At 63.0% G+C, this 17,979-nt stretch carries 16 protein-coding genes and 1 pseudogene; 13 read left to right on the forward strand and 4 right to left on the reverse strand.

The annotated features are described in order from the left end of the window. Nucleotides 1-207 (reverse strand): hypothetical protein (locus ACFTZB_RS11715; RefSeq protein ID WP_378431756.1); only part of this gene is annotated, 207 nt, incomplete at its 3' end. A 33-nt stretch (nucleotides 208-240) separates the two neighbouring features. Here ACFTZB_RS11715 and ACFTZB_RS11720 point away from each other — a divergent pair. Beyond that, nucleotides 241-747: pseudogene (locus tag ACFTZB_RS11720) on the forward strand (IS1634 family transposase); the annotation flags it as partial. Between the two features lie 92 nt (nucleotides 748-839). Next, a complete protein-coding gene (locus tag ACFTZB_RS11725; RefSeq protein ID WP_378431758.1) occupies nucleotides 840-1,451 on the forward strand; it encodes a transposase in 612 nt (203 codons plus the stop codon). A 22-nt stretch (nucleotides 1,452-1,473) separates the two neighbouring features. Here the strand turns inward: ACFTZB_RS11725 and ACFTZB_RS11730 are convergent, their stop codons facing one another. The 3 genes from ACFTZB_RS11730 to ACFTZB_RS11740 all read right to left on the reverse strand — a co-directional run bounded on the left by ACFTZB_RS11730 (nucleotide 1,474) and on the right by ACFTZB_RS11740 (nucleotide 4,303). Then, nucleotides 1,474-1,875 (reverse strand): helix-turn-helix domain-containing protein, encoded by a 402-nt coding sequence (locus ACFTZB_RS11730; RefSeq protein ID WP_378431760.1) that lies wholly within the window; start codon nucleotides 1,873-1,875, stop codon nucleotides 1,474-1,476. A gap of 78 nt (nucleotides 1,876-1,953) precedes the next feature. Continuing rightward, a complete protein-coding gene (locus ACFTZB_RS11735) occupies nucleotides 1,954-3,009 on the reverse strand; it encodes a phosphotriesterase (protein WP_378431762.1) in 1,056 nt (351 codons plus the stop codon). Nucleotides 3,010-3,436: 427 nt separating this feature from the next. Continuing rightward, entirely contained in the window at nucleotides 3,437-4,303 is an 867-nt protein-coding gene (locus ACFTZB_RS11740) for an alpha/beta fold hydrolase (protein WP_378431763.1), read from the reverse strand. Between the two features lie 483 nt (nucleotides 4,304-4,786). Here ACFTZB_RS11740 and ACFTZB_RS11745 point away from each other — a divergent pair, with 483 nt between their 5' ends. From ACFTZB_RS11745 to ACFTZB_RS11795, 11 genes are all read left to right on the forward strand, one after another. Continuing rightward, nucleotides 4,787-5,989 (forward strand): acyl-CoA dehydrogenase family protein, encoded by a 1,203-nt coding sequence (locus ACFTZB_RS11745; protein ID WP_378431764.1) that lies wholly within the window; start codon nucleotides 4,787-4,789, stop codon nucleotides 5,987-5,989. Next, on the forward strand, nucleotides 5,986-7,047 hold the full coding sequence (locus ACFTZB_RS11750) for an acyl-CoA dehydrogenase family protein (protein WP_378431765.1): 1,062 nt from the start codon (nucleotides 5,986-5,988) through the stop codon (nucleotides 7,045-7,047). Before ACFTZB_RS11745 ends, ACFTZB_RS11750 begins: the two co-directional genes overlap by 4 nt. Before the next feature lie 79 nt (nucleotides 7,048-7,126). After that, on the forward strand, nucleotides 7,127-8,293 hold the full coding sequence (locus ACFTZB_RS11755) for a thiolase family protein (RefSeq protein ID WP_276144384.1): 1,167 nt from the start codon (nucleotides 7,127-7,129) through the stop codon (nucleotides 8,291-8,293). A 4-nt stretch (nucleotides 8,294-8,297) separates the two neighbouring features. Beyond that, nucleotides 8,298-8,720, forward strand: a complete 423-nt coding sequence (locus tag ACFTZB_RS11760) for a Zn-ribbon domain-containing OB-fold protein (RefSeq protein ID WP_276144383.1) — start codon at nucleotides 8,298-8,300, stop codon at nucleotides 8,718-8,720. Next, the gene (locus ACFTZB_RS11765; protein WP_276144382.1) at nucleotides 8,717-9,514 is read left to right on the forward strand and encodes an enoyl-CoA hydratase-related protein; all 798 of its coding nucleotides are present in this window, start codon (nucleotides 8,717-8,719) and stop codon (nucleotides 9,512-9,514) included. Before ACFTZB_RS11760 ends, ACFTZB_RS11765 begins: the two co-directional genes overlap by 4 nt. Nucleotides 9,515-9,656: 142 nt before the next feature. Beyond that, nucleotides 9,657-10,295: a TetR/AcrR family transcriptional regulator gene (locus ACFTZB_RS11770; protein WP_276144381.1), complete on the forward strand. Its 639-nt coding sequence runs from the start codon at nucleotides 9,657-9,659 to the stop codon at nucleotides 10,293-10,295. 537 nt (nucleotides 10,296-10,832) lie between these two features. Further along, on the forward strand, nucleotides 10,833-11,528 hold the full coding sequence (locus tag ACFTZB_RS11775; protein ID WP_378431768.1) for a TetR/AcrR family transcriptional regulator: 696 nt from the start codon (nucleotides 10,833-10,835) through the stop codon (nucleotides 11,526-11,528). Between the two features lie 831 nt (nucleotides 11,529-12,359). Next, complete coding sequence (locus ACFTZB_RS11780; RefSeq protein ID WP_378431770.1) at nucleotides 12,360-14,276, forward strand: flavin-containing monooxygenase; 1,917 nt, start codon at nucleotides 12,360-12,362, stop codon at nucleotides 14,274-14,276. Continuing rightward, nucleotides 14,270-15,046 carry an enoyl-CoA hydratase/isomerase family protein gene (locus ACFTZB_RS11785; RefSeq protein WP_378431772.1) on the forward strand — a complete coding sequence of 259 codons (777 nt, stop codon included), beginning with the start codon at nucleotides 14,270-14,272 and terminating at the stop codon, nucleotides 15,044-15,046. Before ACFTZB_RS11780 ends, ACFTZB_RS11785 begins: the two co-directional genes overlap by 7 nt. Then, on the forward strand, nucleotides 15,043-16,584 hold the full coding sequence (locus tag ACFTZB_RS11790) for an AMP-binding protein (RefSeq protein ID WP_378431773.1): 1,542 nt from the start codon (nucleotides 15,043-15,045) through the stop codon (nucleotides 16,582-16,584). Before ACFTZB_RS11785 ends, ACFTZB_RS11790 begins: the two co-directional genes overlap by 4 nt. A gap of 688 nt (nucleotides 16,585-17,272) precedes the next feature. Then, entirely contained in the window at nucleotides 17,273-17,833 is a 561-nt protein-coding gene (locus tag ACFTZB_RS11795) for a QsdR family transcriptional regulator (protein WP_378431774.1), read from the forward strand. The last annotated feature ends 146 nt before the right edge of the window (nucleotides 17,834-17,979 follow it).

Below are 17,979 nucleotides of genomic sequence, written 5' to 3' on the forward strand. Positions count from 1 at the left end.
AGCGAGTTGACCGCGTTGATGCAGGTCGCCCGCGACAAACTCGACGAGGGTCAGGAGGAACTCGACCTGGGGCTGGATGCGCTCGCCGGCCCCGGTGGCGGCCCGTCGGTGATCACCGCGAAGCGGTCCCGCTGGCTGATCGAGACGATCGCCATAGCGTGGTCCCGACTGGGGTTCGACGTTGTCGACGACGAGGCGTTCTTCCAACTGGTCCTCGGCCGACTCGTGGAGCCGACCTCGATGAGCGACACCGCCCGCGTCGTCAGCGAGATCGGCTTGACACCGGCGCACCGCAACACCTACGCCAATGCACTTACGCGTTGCACCACAAGTGATTACCGGAATCGGGTCGCGACGAAATGCTTCGAACACGCGGCGGCGACCGGCGGGCTGTCGCTGGTGCTCTACGACGTCACCACCTTGTACTTCGAGGCGGAGAAGGAAGACGAACTCCGCAAAGTCGGCTACTCGAAGGAGCGGCGGGTCGACCCGCAGATCGTGGTCGGCCTGCTCGTCGACCGGACCGGGTTTCCGCTGGAGATCGGCTGTTTCGAGGGAAACAAGGCCGAAACCCACACCATTGTGCCCATGATCCGGCAGTTCCAAGACCGCCATGACATTGCCGGTATCGAGATGGTGATCGCCGCCGACGCCGGGATGCTCTCCGCTGGCAACCTCACTGCCCTCGACGAGGCCGGGCTCAAGTTCATCGTAGGGTCCCGCGTCACGAAAGCCCCAGCCGATCTGGCGAACCATTTCCATTGGAACGGAGACTCTTTCGCCGACGGGCAGATCATCGACACTCCTCACCCCGAGGCACGCGAAGAGCGCCGTCAACGATGTGCGCCACCGCACCGAACCCATCTGGGACGCGGCCGGACACCCGAAGTCATGGCGGGCGGTCTGGCAGTACTCGAAACGCCGCGCCGTCCGCGACAACCAAACACTCAACGCGCAAGAAACTCGGGCCCGAGACGTCGTCGACGGCGGCAAGGCACCGAAGTCGACACGGTTCGTCCGTGTCCACCGCAAACGGTCGGAGCCTCGACACCGCAAGCATCGATCGGGCCCGGTCACTGATCGGGCTGAAGGGCTACGTCACCAATCTTCCCGCGTCGATCATGGGACCAGGCGAGGTCATCGCGAAGTACCACGATCTCTGGCAGGTCGAGCAGTCGTTCCGCATGTCGAAAACCGACCTGAGGGCGCGGCCGATGTTCCATCACACCCGCGACGCCATCGAAGCCCACCTCACCGTCGTGTTCACCGCACTTGCCGTTGCCCGCTACCTGCAGACCGAGACCGGGACCTCGATCCGCTCCCTGGTCCGGACCCTGCGTCCGCTGCAAGAAATCACCATGACCATCGCTGGCCACCCTCACATCGCCGCCGACCCACTCACCCCAGACGCAGTCCGCATCCTCACCACGCTGAACCTACCGACCCGCTGACCGGGGCACTAAACCTGTGCAGTCAGGTGGGCCCGTAGGTCACGCCGGTGAGCCGCTCGATCACGATCGCGACCCGGCCCAGTGTCCACACCCCGGTGGCGAAGCCATTCGCTTGGGGTCCCTTGAGTAATTCCTCTCGGATCACCTCGATCTGGGCGTCGTCGAGACGCGGCCGGCGTCCCGCCCGACCTGCGCCTTCGAGTGCCTCGCGACCTCCGGCTGTCCACTTCCTGTGCCAACGGGACGCGGTCTGCTGAGATATCTCCAACTCGACCGCGACATCGATCTGCCGCCGGCCCGCGGCGAACATCTCCGCGGCTCGCATGCGTCGGTCACGCAATGCGTCGAAATCTCGACGAGTACCGGGCTGCTTGACTTTCCGGGTGTCGGACTTCTCGCCGGAGTTGGTCTTCTTTCCTGCCACTCGTCAATGATCAAGCAGCGCGGCGCGAATCACGTGTATTGACACGCCCTATTACCGAAATATCAGTAATCATGTGTTTTATGGAATAGACAGTGCTCGCCTTGGGTTTTCGATCGTTATGCACTCGATCTCTTCATAGGAGAAACCCAGGCGGACCATCAGGGGAACCACATTCTTGATAATGTGCCCATACCCGGGCCCACCAAAACGGCGAAGGTCACTCTTCTGGGCAGTATCCTGCGAGATGAGAATGCGTTCGATGTGTCCCGCCTCGATCAATTTTCGCACATAGTAGAGACGGCGAGCATCATTTGGCCAGCGTGGATCCGCAGCCATGGAGGAATGCGAAGATTCTCTGCCGAAAAGGTCCAGTTCCAGATATGTCCCCAGCTCGGCAAAGTCGAGGAAAGATCGTTCCTCGAAAAATCGTGCATCTAGGTGAGCCATCACAATTCGGTCGGGGCGCACCCCTACGGTCATCGACTCCGTCACGGCCGTCGCGGGCGCATTTGCAGATCCTCCTGGATGAATGAGGAGCGGAGTTCCGGTTTGCATTTGCGCTCGGCTGGCCGCCCGCAGCACCTTCAGTTCGTCAGGATCGGTTGGCCACCCCAAGCCGATCTCGCCGATAACTCCGGACTTGACCGGCGTACCGTCGGCGCCAATCACAATGTCTTCGACGATTCTACGAGTTATTTCATCCTCGGCGGCGGCGGCGACAAAAGGCGTATGAAATCCCTTGCTGTAGTACCCCGCACCCATGACTATGTGTACGCCGGAGCGCCGCGAAAGTCGCGCCAATCCCTCTGGGTCGCGTCCTAACCCGATCGGGGTGGCATCCACAATTGCGCTTCCGCCCGCGGAGCGATAATCAGTCAGCTCGTCGGCGATGGTAATTTCGTCGGTCAGCTGCAGGTTTTCATTGTGCAGGATCGTCTTGCGAATTTCGTATCTGTTCTCGAGGGTGATCGGCGTCTGCATTCTCGAACGAGCGGTGGCCGACAGTTCTTCGCGCGGCGGTTGAACACCGAGGGATGCCGATGAGAGATCACATAGGAGATGCTCATGGGGTTGCGTATGCCCGATAAGTGATGAGTCAACCGGACCCAAGACAGTCATGATCTGCGGTGACATTTGATTATTCCTTACTGTGTCGAATTCAGCGACACCGGATTGCCGGCAATTGACTCCGATGGCTCACCTCGGGGTCGGTTGAACAACACATACGTACATCGCACGCCCACCTGAGTGGCTGAGGATTTTGGGCCACTCGGTGCCGTGCAGGTCAGGCCAGGATGCCGTCGGCAAGTGCCGACCTCCGCCGGAGCAGATGTCTACAGCAGGTGAGCAATCCAAAGCAGAGCCGCGACATCGCCAGGCGTCTAAGGAATCAGTTCTGCACAATGCGATTCTGGAAGAGTTCTCGCTCTGGTCATCCGGCAACTTTTGCAATCTTGCACCTGGAAAGGTTGAGGCGCTGCGGCGAGAATACCGGCGCCGATATCAGTGGCGGACGCCTCGGGTCGCCATTCTTTCGGTCGCGGGAAATTACGTGGACTTCTCAGCCGGCAAGGGCTTCCTGGGCGTATCGCAGGAATTCCTCGGGAGCTTGTCGAAGGTAGAAATGACTCCCTGTCGGCCGTCGCAGCTCGAACGTCGGCTGGGTCACGCGCATCCGCGCGACGATCTCCTCGTCAAGGAATGCGCTTTCGGACGCCCACAGTACGGTGATTGGTGCCTGAATCTGCTCCCAGCTTTCCCACAGGCGTGGATTTCCCTCGACCCACTCGGTCTGCACCATCCACAGGATCTCTGGATCAGCCCTATAGATGAACTTCCCGATCCAGTTCCGGCGATACTCGTGGCGGAGAGAAATCTGATGAAATTCATCGCGCCAGTCAGGGTGCGCTTCGCGGAGAGCGGCCAACACGCCATGTTCGGAATCGTAACTCGGCATACCCTGCATGCTGGCCTTGCACAGTAGCTGTGCTGTTTCTTGAGACAGTTCGGGACCAGCGTCGGAGAGCAGGACATGTCCGACCTGACCTGACCACATAGCAGCCAGCATAATCGCGACCCGAGCGCCTACCGAATGGCCCACGATTTGAATCTCGGCGATATTCAAATGCGCAAGCAAGGCGCTGAGGTCGTCAACGAAACTCTCCAGGGCATAGCCCTCTTTGCTCCAGTCGCTCAAGCCATGGCCTCGCAAATCGACACAGATTACACGCCGGGTTCTAGCCAGCTCTGCAGCGACCGAGTCCCAAACGTGAAGTTCCTTGCCGAGTCCATGGATGAGCAGCGTCGTATTTTCTGTCGAAGAATTCCAGTCGGTGTAATGCAATTTCAGGCCGTTGACCTCGACGAATGTGTCAGTGGGGGCGTTAGTGCACGTCATGAATTTCCTCACTTTGGTGATGTGTGTCACTTCAATCCGACGCAGGATAGCACCACCTGCCTGTCCTTCGTCCGCGCGTGTTTGTGGGCGGAGAGCTTGCTCTCCTCGCGCGAGGTTTGTGGCTTGTTTCGATCTGGAGGCCCATCGTCATCCCGCGTCCATCGGTCGACGGACCGGCCACACATCGGTGCGTTTTCAGCGGTCGGCGGCGCTGGATCGTGATGGCTGCGAGCCGCGGGGTGTGATCCGCGCTCGCGAGGCCGAGCGGATCGGCGGCGGATGACGGGCCGAGTGGTCTCGGTCGCAGAAGGTCGCGGCGCACGTTCACCGTGATCAGACGACCGCAAAGCGAATATTAGACTGTCGATTGACTTTTCGACCGTGGGGCGAGAAACTGAGATTCATCGCCCAAGGAGACGAGGAGGGGTTGTCCGTGATCACCGACAGTTCACGTGGGCTTGCCGAGTGGGCGCGACGGAGCCCACACCAGGTTTCGCAGGAAGTGAGCGTCCGATGACGAGCGACTTCAGGATCCACATTCGTGAGTGGTTGCGTGAGCACGGACCCCACGCGCCGCCGGACCCCCACGCCCTACCTGCAGGTGCAGACCTCGAGCCGGCCAAGGCCTGGCAGTTGGCGTGCTATGAGGCCGGACTGGTCGGCACAAACTGGCCGAAGGCGTACGGTGGCCACGGCCTCGGCGAGGCCGAGCGACGCATCGTCCTCGAGGAGTCGGCCCCCTACAACCTGGGGGAGGGGACCTTCACCGTTGCCGTGGGTATGGCGGGTCCGACGATTCTGGACATCGGCACCGAGGCCCAGAAGCTGCGCTACATCCGTCCGCTGCTGCGCGGCGACGAGCTGTGGTGCCAGCTGTACTCCGAGCCGGCGGCCGGATCCGACGTGGCGGGCATCCGCACGTCGGCCCGCCAGATGCCTGACGGGTCCTGGCGGATCAATGGACAGAAGGTCTGGACGTCGGGCGCGCAGCACGCCGACGTGGGCGTCATCATCACGCGCACGGACCCGAGCGTCCCCAAGCACCGCGGTCTGACGAAATTCATCATCGACATGCGCCAGCCGGGTATCGAAGTGCGGCCGCTACGTGTGGCCAGTGGCGAGACCCCCTTCAACGAGGTCTTCTTCGACGACGCGGTCGTCGAAGAAGACGCGGTGCTGGGTGAGGTCAACGGCGGCTGGGCCGCGGTTGTGGCGATGCTGCGCCACGAGCGCATGGCCATCGCCGAGCTGGGACTGCCGCAGAACCGATTGCTGTCACCCGCCAACCTGGCGCAGGAGGCGCGGCGTCGAGGACGCGGCGACGATCCGCGTGTCGTGGCGGAGATCGTCGACCTGTTCGTGCGCGAGAAGGCCCTGACCGCCGTCCTACTGCGCCTCGACGCGGAGCTGGAAGCGGGCATCGACAGTGGGCCGGTCGACTCGATCGCGAAGATCGCAGCGAACCAGCTCAACGAGCGGGCGGGCGAGTTGGCCATCGAACTGATGGGCCCGGAGGTCCTGACGCCCACGACCCCGGGCGTCACCGACCTGTTCCGGGTCCACCTGGACTCGATCGGTCACGCCATTGGCGGAGGCACCAGCCAGGTGCAGAAGAACATCATCGCCGAGCGTCGTCACCGACTCCCCAAGGATCCCAGCCCGGATCGCCGCACTCCTTTCAACGAACTCCCCTCCAGCCCGAAGGCCGCACCATGAACATGGTCCTGTCCGATGAGCAACGGACCCTTCAAGAGGTGTGCCGAGACTTCGCCGAGAAGCACGCCCCGCGTGATCAGGCGAGAGTCGCGCTGACCGACTACCGCAACACCGACCGCAAGTTGTGGTCGCGGATTGCCACCGAACTGGGCATCGCCGGTCTCCTGATCGACGAGGAATTCGGCGGTAGCTCTGCGACGATCGCGGACGTCGCCGTCGTGATGACAGAGTTCGGCCGTGGACTCGTGACCGGCCCGATGCTGAGCACGGGTGTCGTGGCACCGCTGCTCTTGCGTCACTACCCCGGTGATGTCGCCACACGGCTGTTGACCGGCATCGCCGCGGGCGACGTCGTCGTGGCGGTAGCGGGTCTCGACGCGCCGAACTTCGACGCGTCGGAGGGCGGCGTCTCCGGTACCGACGGCTCCGTGTTGCACGCCACGACCGCCGACACCCTGCTGATACGCGTGTCCGACGAGCTGGGCGAGGGCCTTTACGAGGTCGACGCGACGGCCGAGGGCGTGGCGATTGAGATCCAGGAGCCACTGTCAGCCACCCACCCGGTGGCGGTCGTGACCCTGGACGGCGTCGCCGCGACGCGTCTGGGTGACATCGAGCCCGCCCTCCGGGAAGCGCAGCCCGAGATCGACGTGGCGGTCGCCGCGGAGCAGGCGGGCGGCCTGGCCGCGTGTATCGACCTCGTCGCTTCCTACGCACGGGAGCGCTTCGCGTTCGGCATGCCCATCGGGACCTTCCAGGGTGTCAAGCACCCAATCGCCGAGATGACCGCGGACGCCGAGCTCGGTGACGCGCTCGTCCGGTGGGCCACCCAGACCGGCCGTGGCCAACTCATGGGAACCGCCGGCATGGTGGCCCGTCGGCACCTCGACAGCTCTTACGCGTCGGCGGCTCGGCGTGTGATCCAGCTGCACGGAGGCATCGGCTTCACCTGGGAGCACGACGCCCACCTCTTCTACCGCCACGCCCTCGCGTGCACCCACGCGTTCGGGTCGGCGGCCCAGCGGGACGCCGAGCTGACGTCCCGACTGCTGCCCTGATCCACCCACCGCACCCCCAACCCGCGCGGCCGGCCCGCTCGCCGGGCCCCGCCGAGTCACCTCATCAAAGGAGATACGAATGACCGCTGCAATCGTGGGACTGGGGGTCACCCAGCAGGGCCGCGTGCCCGGAGTGACCTCGTTGGAGCTGAGGCTGGAGGGCCTCCAGCTTGCGGTCGAGGACGCCGGCCTGAAGATGACCGACATCGAGGGCTACATCTACCAGCCGGGCATCGTGGAGATGGACGTCTTCGGCCTGGGCGGCTACGTGCCGAAGCTGCTGGGCACGCGGCCCCGCCTGGTCTGGCAGACCCAGAGTGGTGGAGTCAGCGCGATCCAGGCCCTGACCACTGCGGTCGGCCTCGTCGAACGTGGCGAGTGCGACTACGTCGCGGTCGGCTACGGCGACACTGCGCTCAGCGCGAACACCCTGGTGGGCGATGCCGGGATGTTCGCTGCGCACCGCGGCGACACCCCCGGCGTCTACGGCATGTACTCGCCCGGTGCGGACCACGCGCTCGCCGCGCGGCGGCACATGGCCGAGTTCGGGACGACGAAGGAGCAGCTCGGCGCCGTCTCCCTCAATGCTCGCGCCTACGCCAACATGCGTCCCGACGCCTACATGCACGGTCGCACGATGACGATGGACGACTACCTGGGCGCCCGTCCGATCGCCGACCCGCTCGGCAAGTTCGACTACTGCCTCGTGGCCGACGGCGGATGCGCCTTCATCGTCACGACGGAGGAGCGCGCCAAGGACTGCCCCGGTCCCACCGTGCTGATCGAGGGCCTCGGCTTCGGCCACTCGCTGCAGGACAGCTACGAGCAGGATGCCTACCTGACCTCCGGCATCACGCACGCGGCCAAGTCTGCGTTCGCCCGCGCCAAGATGTCGCCGAGCGATATCGACGTCGCGGAGATCTACGACTGCTTCACCATCACGGTGCTGATGGCCCTCGAAGGCCTCGGCTTCTGCGGGCGCGGCGAGTCCGGCCCGTTCGTCGCCGACGGCAACCTGTGGCTGGACGGGGTGATCCCGACCAACACCGCTGGCGGCGAGCTCTCCTGGAGCTACATGCAGGGCTTCACGCCGGTGGTCGAGGCCATCCGTCAGGTCCGCGGCGATGCCGGGCCGACCCAGGTTGCCGGTGCGGAGACGTGTGTCGTCACCGGGCATGGAGGAACCACTACTGATCAGGGATACATGGAGTACGGCGACGCCTGCATGATCCTGCGGAAGGGATGAACCAATGACCGCGACCGAGACTCTTGTGCCCAAGGCACGGCCGATGATCAACAAGATCAACAAGCCGTTCTGGGATGGCTGCCTCGAGAACCGTCTTCTGCTCCAGTTCTGCGCCTCGTGCGACCGCTACCAGTTCGTCCCGATCGAGGGATGCAGCCGCTGCAACGGGCCGGTCGAGTGGCGTGAGGCGTCGGGGCGGGGAACGCTGTACACCTACACCGTCATCCGGACGCTGTACCACCCCGCCTTCGCGGACGAGCTTCCATACAACGTGAGCGTCATCGCGCTGGAGGAGGGCCCGCAGATCCTCGCCAACGTCGTCGACATCGACAACGACGACCTGAAGGTCGGTATGGCTCTAGAGGTCGTGTTCGACAGCGTCGATCCGGACCTGACCGTCCCCCGGTTCAAGCGGGCCGGTTCATGAGCGCCGAGGCGACCCCGGCGGACGAGCACCTGCTCGTCGAGCGTAGGGGCTCCATCCTGCTTGTCACGCTGAACCGTCCGGAGGTCAAGAACGCGATCACGCGGGCGATGGCCGATCGGCTTCATGTCGTGACTCGAGAATTCCAGTCTGACAAGGACCTGCACGTCCTGGTCCTGACGGGCGCTGGCGACTCGGCGTTCTGCGCGGGCGCCGATCTCGGCGGCGACGCCGTCGGTGACAGTCCGACCAGCCTGCGCGACGCGTTTCCAGATCCCGGCAAGCGCTTCTTCTCCGATGTCACCAAGCCGGTCATCGCCGCGGTGAACGGCGTGTGCGTAGCCGGTGGTATGGAGTTAATGCTCGGTAGCGACATCCGTGTCGTCGCGGAGCGCGCCAAGTTCGGCGTCCCCGAGGCGCGGTGGGCGCTGATGCCGGTGGGCGGAGGCGTCGTGCGTCTGGCGCGGCAGTTGCCCTGGGCCAAGGCGATGGAGTTGCTACTTGTAGCCAACACCATGACCGCCAGCGAGGCGCTAGACCTCGGCCTGGTCAACCGCGTCGTCCCGACGGAGGACGTGCTATCCACCGCGTTGGAGCTTGCGGATCGGATTCAGCGCAACGGACCGCTCGCGGTCCGACGCATCAAGGAGGCGGTACTCCAGGCTTCCGGCGTACCGCTCTACGAAGCGCTGTACACCGAGCTCCTGTTGGGGTCGGAGGTCTTCCGGAGCAACGACGCTCAGGAAGGGCCCCAGGCGTTCATGGAGAAGCGCCAGCCTGTCTACCGCGGCGACTGACATGAGCAGCCCGCTAGCCACACGTGGTGCTCCGGTGTCCCCGAGAGTCTGCGGCCGGGTGGCGGGCCGCTCCGGCGTCGTGTCAAGGTGGTCAGCGTGAATCACGCTGACCACGCAGGTGCGACGATCCGTGAGGTCTGCCGTGGCTGACGTCCAGGATGCGACCACGCGCAAGGACCGCCGTCGGGGGCGTCGCCGGGATGAGATCCTCGCGGTGGCTGCCGCCAAGTTCACGAGTCAGGGTTACGAGGCGACGACACTGGAGCAGATCGCCGACGAGCTGGAGCTCGCGAAAGCGAGTCTCTATTACTACGTGAGCAACAAGGAGGAGCTACTCCTTCGGATCGCAATTCGGCATACCCAGGAGATCGCCGGGGCGGGGATGTCCGCGGCCGGAGAGACCGGTGAGGCACACGAGCGGCTGTGGCGCCTGATCGCGGCCCACGTCGAGGCGGCCTGCCTCCAGCCGCACACCGAGCTGCTCGACGTCAACTCGCGGATTCTGCGGCGACGAGCCGAAGACGGTCCCGGTGTGGAGCTGCGCGAGATCATCGGCGCCTACGACCGTTTCGTCCTGTCCCTCGTCGAGGAGGGTGTCGCGCGCGGCACGTTCGCGGCGGAGCCCCAGACAGCGAGCCCTATGATCATGGCCGCGGCCAATGCCATGGCCCGTTGGTCGGTCAGCCAGCGGGTAGTGAGCGCCGCAGACCGTGGCGTGTCGGCCGCGCAGTTGATCGTCGGTGGGTTGATGTCGCCGATGCTCCGTCCGCCCCCCTCGTAGCGACGACGACCCGTCGGGGCGCCTACTGGGGACTCACAGCCAGGGTGTGGGCATACTCGGAACAGTTGTTCGTGGTGCCCGTATGATGCTGATCATCACGATCCGCTGGCCGGGGCACCAAACCTGTGTACGTCAGGTCTGACCGCCCTTCGCACGAAGGCAACCCGCTTCAGCTCCGTCGGCGGCGCACCTCTATCTATTCGTCGAACCGTCTAGAGTCGAATGCGGGGGGTGTTGATCTTTGGTCGGCATCCGGCTTCTTGGGTTCCCTGCCGGCGAGTGGGAGAAACCCAGGGCGGTGACGTTCGAGTTGGGCGACTCGCGCGGTGGGGATATGCATGCATCGCTCGAGTCGAGCCCAGGGTTCGACTGCAAGTTGACCGACCGTCCGCCGGTTGACAAGATGACGGAGTAGTCGTCGAGGGCAGGAGGATCAGCAGTGACCGCTGGCGAAAGTAGTGGCTGGATCACCATCGCTGTTGCTTCTTCTCGCGTGCGGGTCGATGGATCGGCGACACGGCGGTCGGCGGATCGGTCGTGACCAAATCGGGGTCATTGGCCAGGGCCGCCCGCAGTAGCGACACGGCGCTCGAGGCAGAAGAGAATCGGAGCGAGAGTAGAGCGGACCGTAGGCGTGGTCGGCGGCGCGATGAGATCCTTGCGATCGCAGCGGAGAAGTTCGCCGTGAAGGGGTACGAGGCCACCAGCCTGGAAGAGATTGCCGACGAACTGGAACTCGCCAAGGCAAGCCTTTACCACTACGTCGAGAACAAAGAAGAGCTTCTCGTCCGGATTGCCCTACGTCACACCCAGGAGATCGCCGCTGCCGGCATGACCGCGGCTGGATCCGAGGGGCCTGCCAATGAACGGCTCTGGCGATTGGTCGCGGCGCACGTCGAGATCGCGTGCGCTCAGCCGCACACCGAGTTGCTGGACCTCAACTCGACACTACTCAGAAAGCCCGCCGACAGCGCGCCAGCGCGGGAGTTGCGTGCAACGATCGCAACTTACGATGCCTTCACTCGAAACCTGATAGGGGAGGGTATCGAGAGCGGAATCTTCGCTCCAGCGGATCTGAACGCTGCTGGATACATGGTGATGGCTGCCGCGAACTCTATGGCGCGCTGGTCAGTCCGTGACCGCGTCGCGAGTGCCCATGTTCGTGGAGTTGCGGCCGCGGAACTCTTGGTCGGCGGTTTGATGTCACCGATGCGCAGACCCGTCGGTGTGTAGGGTCTGGTTCGGGGCTATCCGTACAGCACCGGAGAGACAAGAATACTGCCTTGATGCCAGTCGGTGGTGACTACGTTCCCAGTGCCATCCACAGTCTCAACGGGCCGGACACTTGAGCCTCGGAACCCGAAGTGAAGTGGCGCCGTCCGAGAAGGGGCGATAAGTAGATGAGTAGCTGCACGAGCGGATCTGACCGACTGCCTGGGCATACCTCGCCGACCGGCGAGTCGCTGCGTGTGTCACACAGCGCCTGACGAAGTCCGCAGAGCGCTGAACAAGCAACAGGTGGTCGGCTACCGCATCTACCACTGCGAGCCAGCCTCGGCTGGAGAGGTTTCCTGATTGGTGTGATGCGCCGGTTGGTGGATGAGTCGACTCCTCGGCCGGTACCGAGTGCATTACGGGAAGTGCAAAAGTGCTGACTGCATCGCATTCCGTCCTCGATCCTCAAGGTCGAATCGATTGTAGGAAAACAAAGTTCACTCAAATCCCTTTCGTCGACAGTCATGAAGCTACGTCGGCGAGTTGGCCCCGCGCACTACAGGGCGGGTTGGCGTGAACCGTAGTCGGCGATAAAAACGCCCCGCAGAAAGATCGCCAAAGGAGCGGCTTTACTCGACATCGTTGAATGGCGAGGTGTGCCTGGATCGGACGGTCGTGTCGATGTCGAGGCGTGCTGTCGCGTCAGCTCGAAGCGGTCGAATGTCGAGCGGACGCGCCTCGTCCGCGTGCGCCGTAACGATCAGCGCCGTTGCGTACCTGACTCTGAAACGAGAATCTCCCGCTTCCCGGCCTGTTGACGATATGAGACTAAATGCTAATGTGTCTTACATGGAGGAGTTGCGTGAGGCGCCCAACGGGCTATCGAAAGAGCAGATTCGAAGGCGTCTGGAGGCAGCTGATCATCGTGTGCTGCTGATGAGTCTGTTCCATATGACAGGCGACGAAAAGTGGCTTCAAGAGCCCTATAGCCCTGTCCGGGATGCTCGCCTGGTGCCCGACCCGTCTGCCGGATTGTCGACTGAAGTTCGCGAAGAGATCCGAGACGCGATAGCGAAGCATCTCGTCGATCCTGAAGTCGGGACCGCGATCGATGACCCCGGCGACCAACTGATGGCGCGAATGATGTCAGTATGCACCGGGCAGGCTGTACCTCCCGAGTACGCCGACATGTTCCGCGAAGACATGGGTTTCCAACCTGATCGGCTGAATTCTCAGCTGGACCTTGATGACCCGGTTAGCCACGACGTTCTCGTCGTGGGTGCCGGGGTGAGCGGGCTCGTCCTCGGCGCAGCACTCAAACGTGCGGGCGTGCCTTTCACTATTGTCGACCGCAACAACGAGGTGGGTGGAACCTGGCTGGAGAACCGCTATCCGGGCGTCGGCGTCGACACTCCCAGCCACGCGTACTGCTATCGGGATGCGAAACGCCCTCAGTGGAGCCGATATTTCTCCCTTGGAGAGGAAGTCCAGAGCTACCTCGTGGCATGTTCACAGGAGTTCGGGCTGCGCGACAGAATTGAGTTCTCCACCACCCTCATAAGTGCGCAGTGGAACGACACGGACCGCCGCTGGCACGTCATTCTCGAAGGCCCGAGGGGTAGGGAGGAGCGAACCACCTCCGTCCTGGTCAGTGCCATCGGAATCTTCAACGCTCCGAGCACGCCAAACATCCCGGGCCTGGACCAGTTTGCAGGGAGCATCGTGCACTCAGCGCGATGGCCACAGAATCTAGACCTCACTGGTCGACGAGTGGCGGTGATCGGCACAGGTGCGTCGGCGGTTCAGATTGTTCCCCAGCTCTCGCAAGCAGTATCAGCCTTGCACATCTTCCAACGCAGTCCGCAGTGGATCAGGCCGATCGAAGGATATCGAGATAGGCTGCCGCAGGGAACCCAATGGCTCTTCAAGAACGTGCCCCACTACGAAGACTGGTTCCGATTCTCGATGTTCTGGCGCTACGGTGACGGTCTGCTTCCATCCCTGCGAAAGGACCCCGAGTGGCCGCACGCAGAGCGATCCGTCAACGTCAGGAATGACCGGCACCGACAGGAACTGACCGACTACATCGAAAAGAAGCTCAGCACGCGTCCCAATCTGATCGAGGCGTGTACACCCGCGTACCCGCCATACGGCAAGCGCATTCTCTTGGACACCGGTTGGTACGACACTCTTCTGGAAGACCACGTGCATCTTCTCGACACACCCATCGAGCGGGTTGATGCCGGAGGAGTCGTCACCGTGGACGGCGAGCGGCACGAAGTTGACGACATCGTGCTGGCTACCGGCTTTGACGTGACCAAGTTGGCTGCTTCCCTAAACGTCACTGGACGTGACGGACGCTCGCTCTCGAAGGTCTGGCACGGCGACAACCCAACTGGCTACCTGGGCATCACAGTGCCGGGATTCCCCAACTTCTTCTGCATGCTGGGTCCCAACACAGGGCTTGGTCATGGCGGAAGTGCTGTCTTCCAGAGCGAATCGCAAGCACGATACATTCTCGACTGCCTCACGCAACTGTCCTGTCGGGGTGTGGCGGCTCTAGACGTCAAGCAGGACGTCCACGACGAGTATGTCCGACGAGTCGACGAAGAGCACTCCCAACTGATTTGGACCAACCCGGCGATGTCGACCTACTACCGCAATTCACGTGGACGGGTAGTTACCGTCATGCCCTGGAGGATCGTCGACTATTGGCGTATGACGCACGATGTTTCGATGAGCGACTACGAGGTGATCCCATGGTGACCACGGCACGCCAGGGTGGACACATCGCGAGCAGTCACGCCGATGGGACAGCAACCATCGTCATCGATCGTCCCGAGGCTCGAAACGCTTTCACCTCCGAGCTGTACACGCAGCTCAAGGCAGCGGTTCGTCGTGCCGGCGACGATCCAACGGTGGACGTCGCGGTGATCACCGGAGCCGGGGGGAGCTTCTCGTCTGGCGCCGATTTGCATGCAGCCTTCACCGGTCTCGCCGAGGAGGGACCGTCGTCGGGTTACGCCTGGTGGGATGAGCTACCCTGGCCCACTTTGCTCGATTGTCCGATCCCGGTGATCGCCGCGGTCGAAGGACCGTGCATCGGCGCAGGGCTGTTGATCGCCCTCGCAGCCGACACCGTCGTGGCTGCCGATACGGCACAGTTTGCGTTCGCGGAGGCGCGGGTCGGGATCGCCGATCGCTGGGCTCCTGCTCTAATGGACGGGCGCGTACCGAGGCACATCGCTCGCGAGTTGCTGTTGACCGGACGTACCGTTGGCGCTGACGAAGCGTGCCGAATCGGGTTGGTGCACGAGGTTGTCAGCCACGATGCACTCGGAGAAGTCGTCGCTGAGAAGATCATCGCCTTCAGGCGCACCAGCCCCCATGCCCGAGCACTCTACAAACGTTACCTGGCTGATCTCGTGGACAGACCTACCGAGCCAGGAATCCGTGCTGCACTGGAGCATTCGGATGCCGCGGAGGGAATGCGTGCGGTCCTGGAACGACGAGTTCCCGCTTGGAGCCCGCGATGACCACTCCACTCACCCCGCTGGCGTTTCTTGAGCGATCGCGGCGAGTCTCGGGCACACGTACGGCTGTCGTAGACGGACCGCGAAGGTTCACCTACGCCGAGTTCGGCGAACGTTGTGACCGCGCAGCCGGTGGACTGCAGGGACTTGGCGTCGAACCTGGTGATCGCGTCGCCGTGCTGGCACCCAACTCCGTCATGGCCCTTGAAGCCCACTATGCGGTACCGCAGTGCGGGGGCGTCCTCGTCATGCTGAACACGCGGCTGTCCTCAAGCGAGCTCGGCGACCTTATCGATCACTCTGGCGCCCGAATTCTGCTCGTGGACAAAGAACTGAAAGAGCTCGGCGGTACCGCTGTGGAACATGCCGGCGGTGCGGTGGACATAGTTTCCAGTGACGACTACGAGCAGCTCGTCGCCACCGCAGAACCATACTCGAGACTGCCAGGAAGCGAGCTGGATCTACTCGCCATCAACTACACCAGCGGCACGACAGGTCGCCCGAAGGGCGTCATGTACAACCATCGCGGTGCGTACCTACAGGCACTCGCAATGAATGTGCACCACCAGTTCTCACCGCGCACCCGTTACCTGTGGACGCTACCGATGTTCCACTGCAATGGCTGGTGCATGACGTGGGCCGTGACTGCATCCGGAGGAACCCACATATGTATACGCAAACCGCGACCGGACACGGTCTGGGAAGCACTCCGATCAGAGGGCGTGACCAATCTCAGCGCGGCGCCAACAGTGCTGACGGATCTCGTCGATGACGTCACGGGAAGGCTCGACGATCGGGTACAAGTGTCAACCGGTGGTGCCCCGCCGTGGCCGGATCTCCTGGAGCGTCTCGAGCGAGCGGGGTTCGATGTCACTCACCTATACGGCCTGACAGAGTCCTATGGTCCTGCTGTCATCGGAGAATGGGCTGACGAGTGGGACGCACTGCCGGCCGATCAGCGTGCCCGTCTCAAGGCGCGTCAAGGTGTCGCAAATGTCGGCGGCACTCCCGTGCGGGTGGTGACCGATGATGAATCTGACGCCCCGGCCGACGGGATCACTGTCGGCGAAGTCTGGTTGCGAGGCAACAACGTCACATATGGGTACTACCGCGACCCTGAGAGCACCGCAGGAGCATTTGTCGATGGGTGGTTTCGAACCGGCGACCTCGGCGTAATGCATTCCGATGGATTTCTCGAACTCCGTGATCGGTCGAAGGACGTCATCATCTCGGGAGGAGAGAACATCGCTTCGATCGAGGTTGAGCAGGTGCTGGCCTCCCATCCCGGGGTGGCCGAGTGTGCCGTGGTCGCAGCGCCCGACGATCGCTGGGGAGAGATCCCTGTCGCCTACGTGGAAGCGACTGCCGGAATGGATCCCACTGCGGAAGAGCTGATCGGCTATGTGCGCGGTCGCCTTGCTCACTTCAAGGCACCCAAAGTGGTCTACTTTGCCGAAATCCCGAGAACGAGTACAGGAAAAGCGCGCAAGCATGAGCTTCGGCAAAAGTTGAAGGAGCAGGGGGCTCTGACCAACCCCTGAAGCACCGTGTTCCGGCTGCAGGCCCTGCGGGGATCCACTCGAACGCGGGTGATTGGGTTCAGGGAGACTCGACGCCCCGATCGGCACGGTCGCCACACCGCCGGCGCTCATCGGCTTCCGGGCCCTCGATTGCGGGATTCACCACAGGTGGGCGCGAGAATCGCCGACGGACTGGTAGACCTCCCATCGTGCTCGCCCGGCCTCCAGTGAGGACGCAATGACCGCGGACTGGACGCATCTGACGCAACGAGGTGCTCGAGCGGATCTCCACACCAATTGCCAGCGAGATCGCAGAGTCGATCGGTCATTCTCGACGTGACCTGCAAGTTGTCGAGAACCAGCGATTCGCTGAAACGTGCGGGCGTCGGGCCTGATGCGGTGCCCCGTGTGTTCTCGAGAATTGGGCTATGTCCAGCGAAAGGACAAGAGTCACAGGTATGCCCAGAGTCGGCTGCAGATCGCGAACAGGTGAAGTCGGAGTGTAGAAGGCAGGAGTCGCTCCGCCGCCGGCGAGCTTGGCCGGGCGGAGATTCGACCGCAGCACAGACGATCCGATCCTGTGCAGTCTGCCGCGCGACGGCCAATTGGTTAAAGTTGGCGGCCAGCGCCTCTGTCACGGTCCACACGGTGGCCGCCACCGGCCTACGTCCACCAGCTGAGTTACTGGTGGACCCTCTACTATGCTCGCATGGTGCAGTCCGAGCGAGCGATAACCCGTGTGGCATTGCTGGACGCCGCGAGGAGTCGTTGGCTCCGCGGCCAGCGGCTTGATCTCAATTCTCTTGCCGTGGAGCACGGGATCAGCCGCGCGACGGCATATCGTTGGTTCGGAAGTAACGACCGCTTGGCCGGAGAGGTAATCGCGTCGATGGTTGCGCGCGTCTTTCAGGAAAATCGCGAAGCAACGATCGGAAATGGCGCCGCGCGAGTAGTGGCGATTCTGCGCGGACAATTGTCGATCACCCAGGAATCGACTGCGATGAAGACGTATATCGAGCGTGATCCACGGACCGCACTCGAAGTACTGACCACACATAAGTATCCCGTTCAGCGGACCTTGATCCAGCTCATAGAAGGATTGATTGTCGAGGAAGTGGAGCGTGGGAATCTCGCACTCCGCATCGAACCGAGCACCCTGGCCTACGCCCTGACACGTCTGATGGAAGCGTTCGCGTATGCGGATGTAGTCACAGGCCGAACCGCAAGTCTCGAAGAATCCACCAATGTGTTCGCCAGCCTGTTGGCATAGGAGAATGATGCCTGATCCGATCAGTTGGGCACCTGCGCCCGCAGGCCGGGCAGCGTTCGTTGTGGAGGCGGTCCGGAATGCTCAGTTGGCGGGACGTGGCTCCGTCGCCGCGGGAGTACGCCGTCGGCGCAGACATACGTGGGAGG

The organism is Rhodococcus sp. NPDC057014 (genome assembly GCF_042673295.1).
Classification (GTDB): Bacteria; Actinomycetota; Actinomycetes; order Mycobacteriales; family Mycobacteriaceae; genus Rhodococcus_F.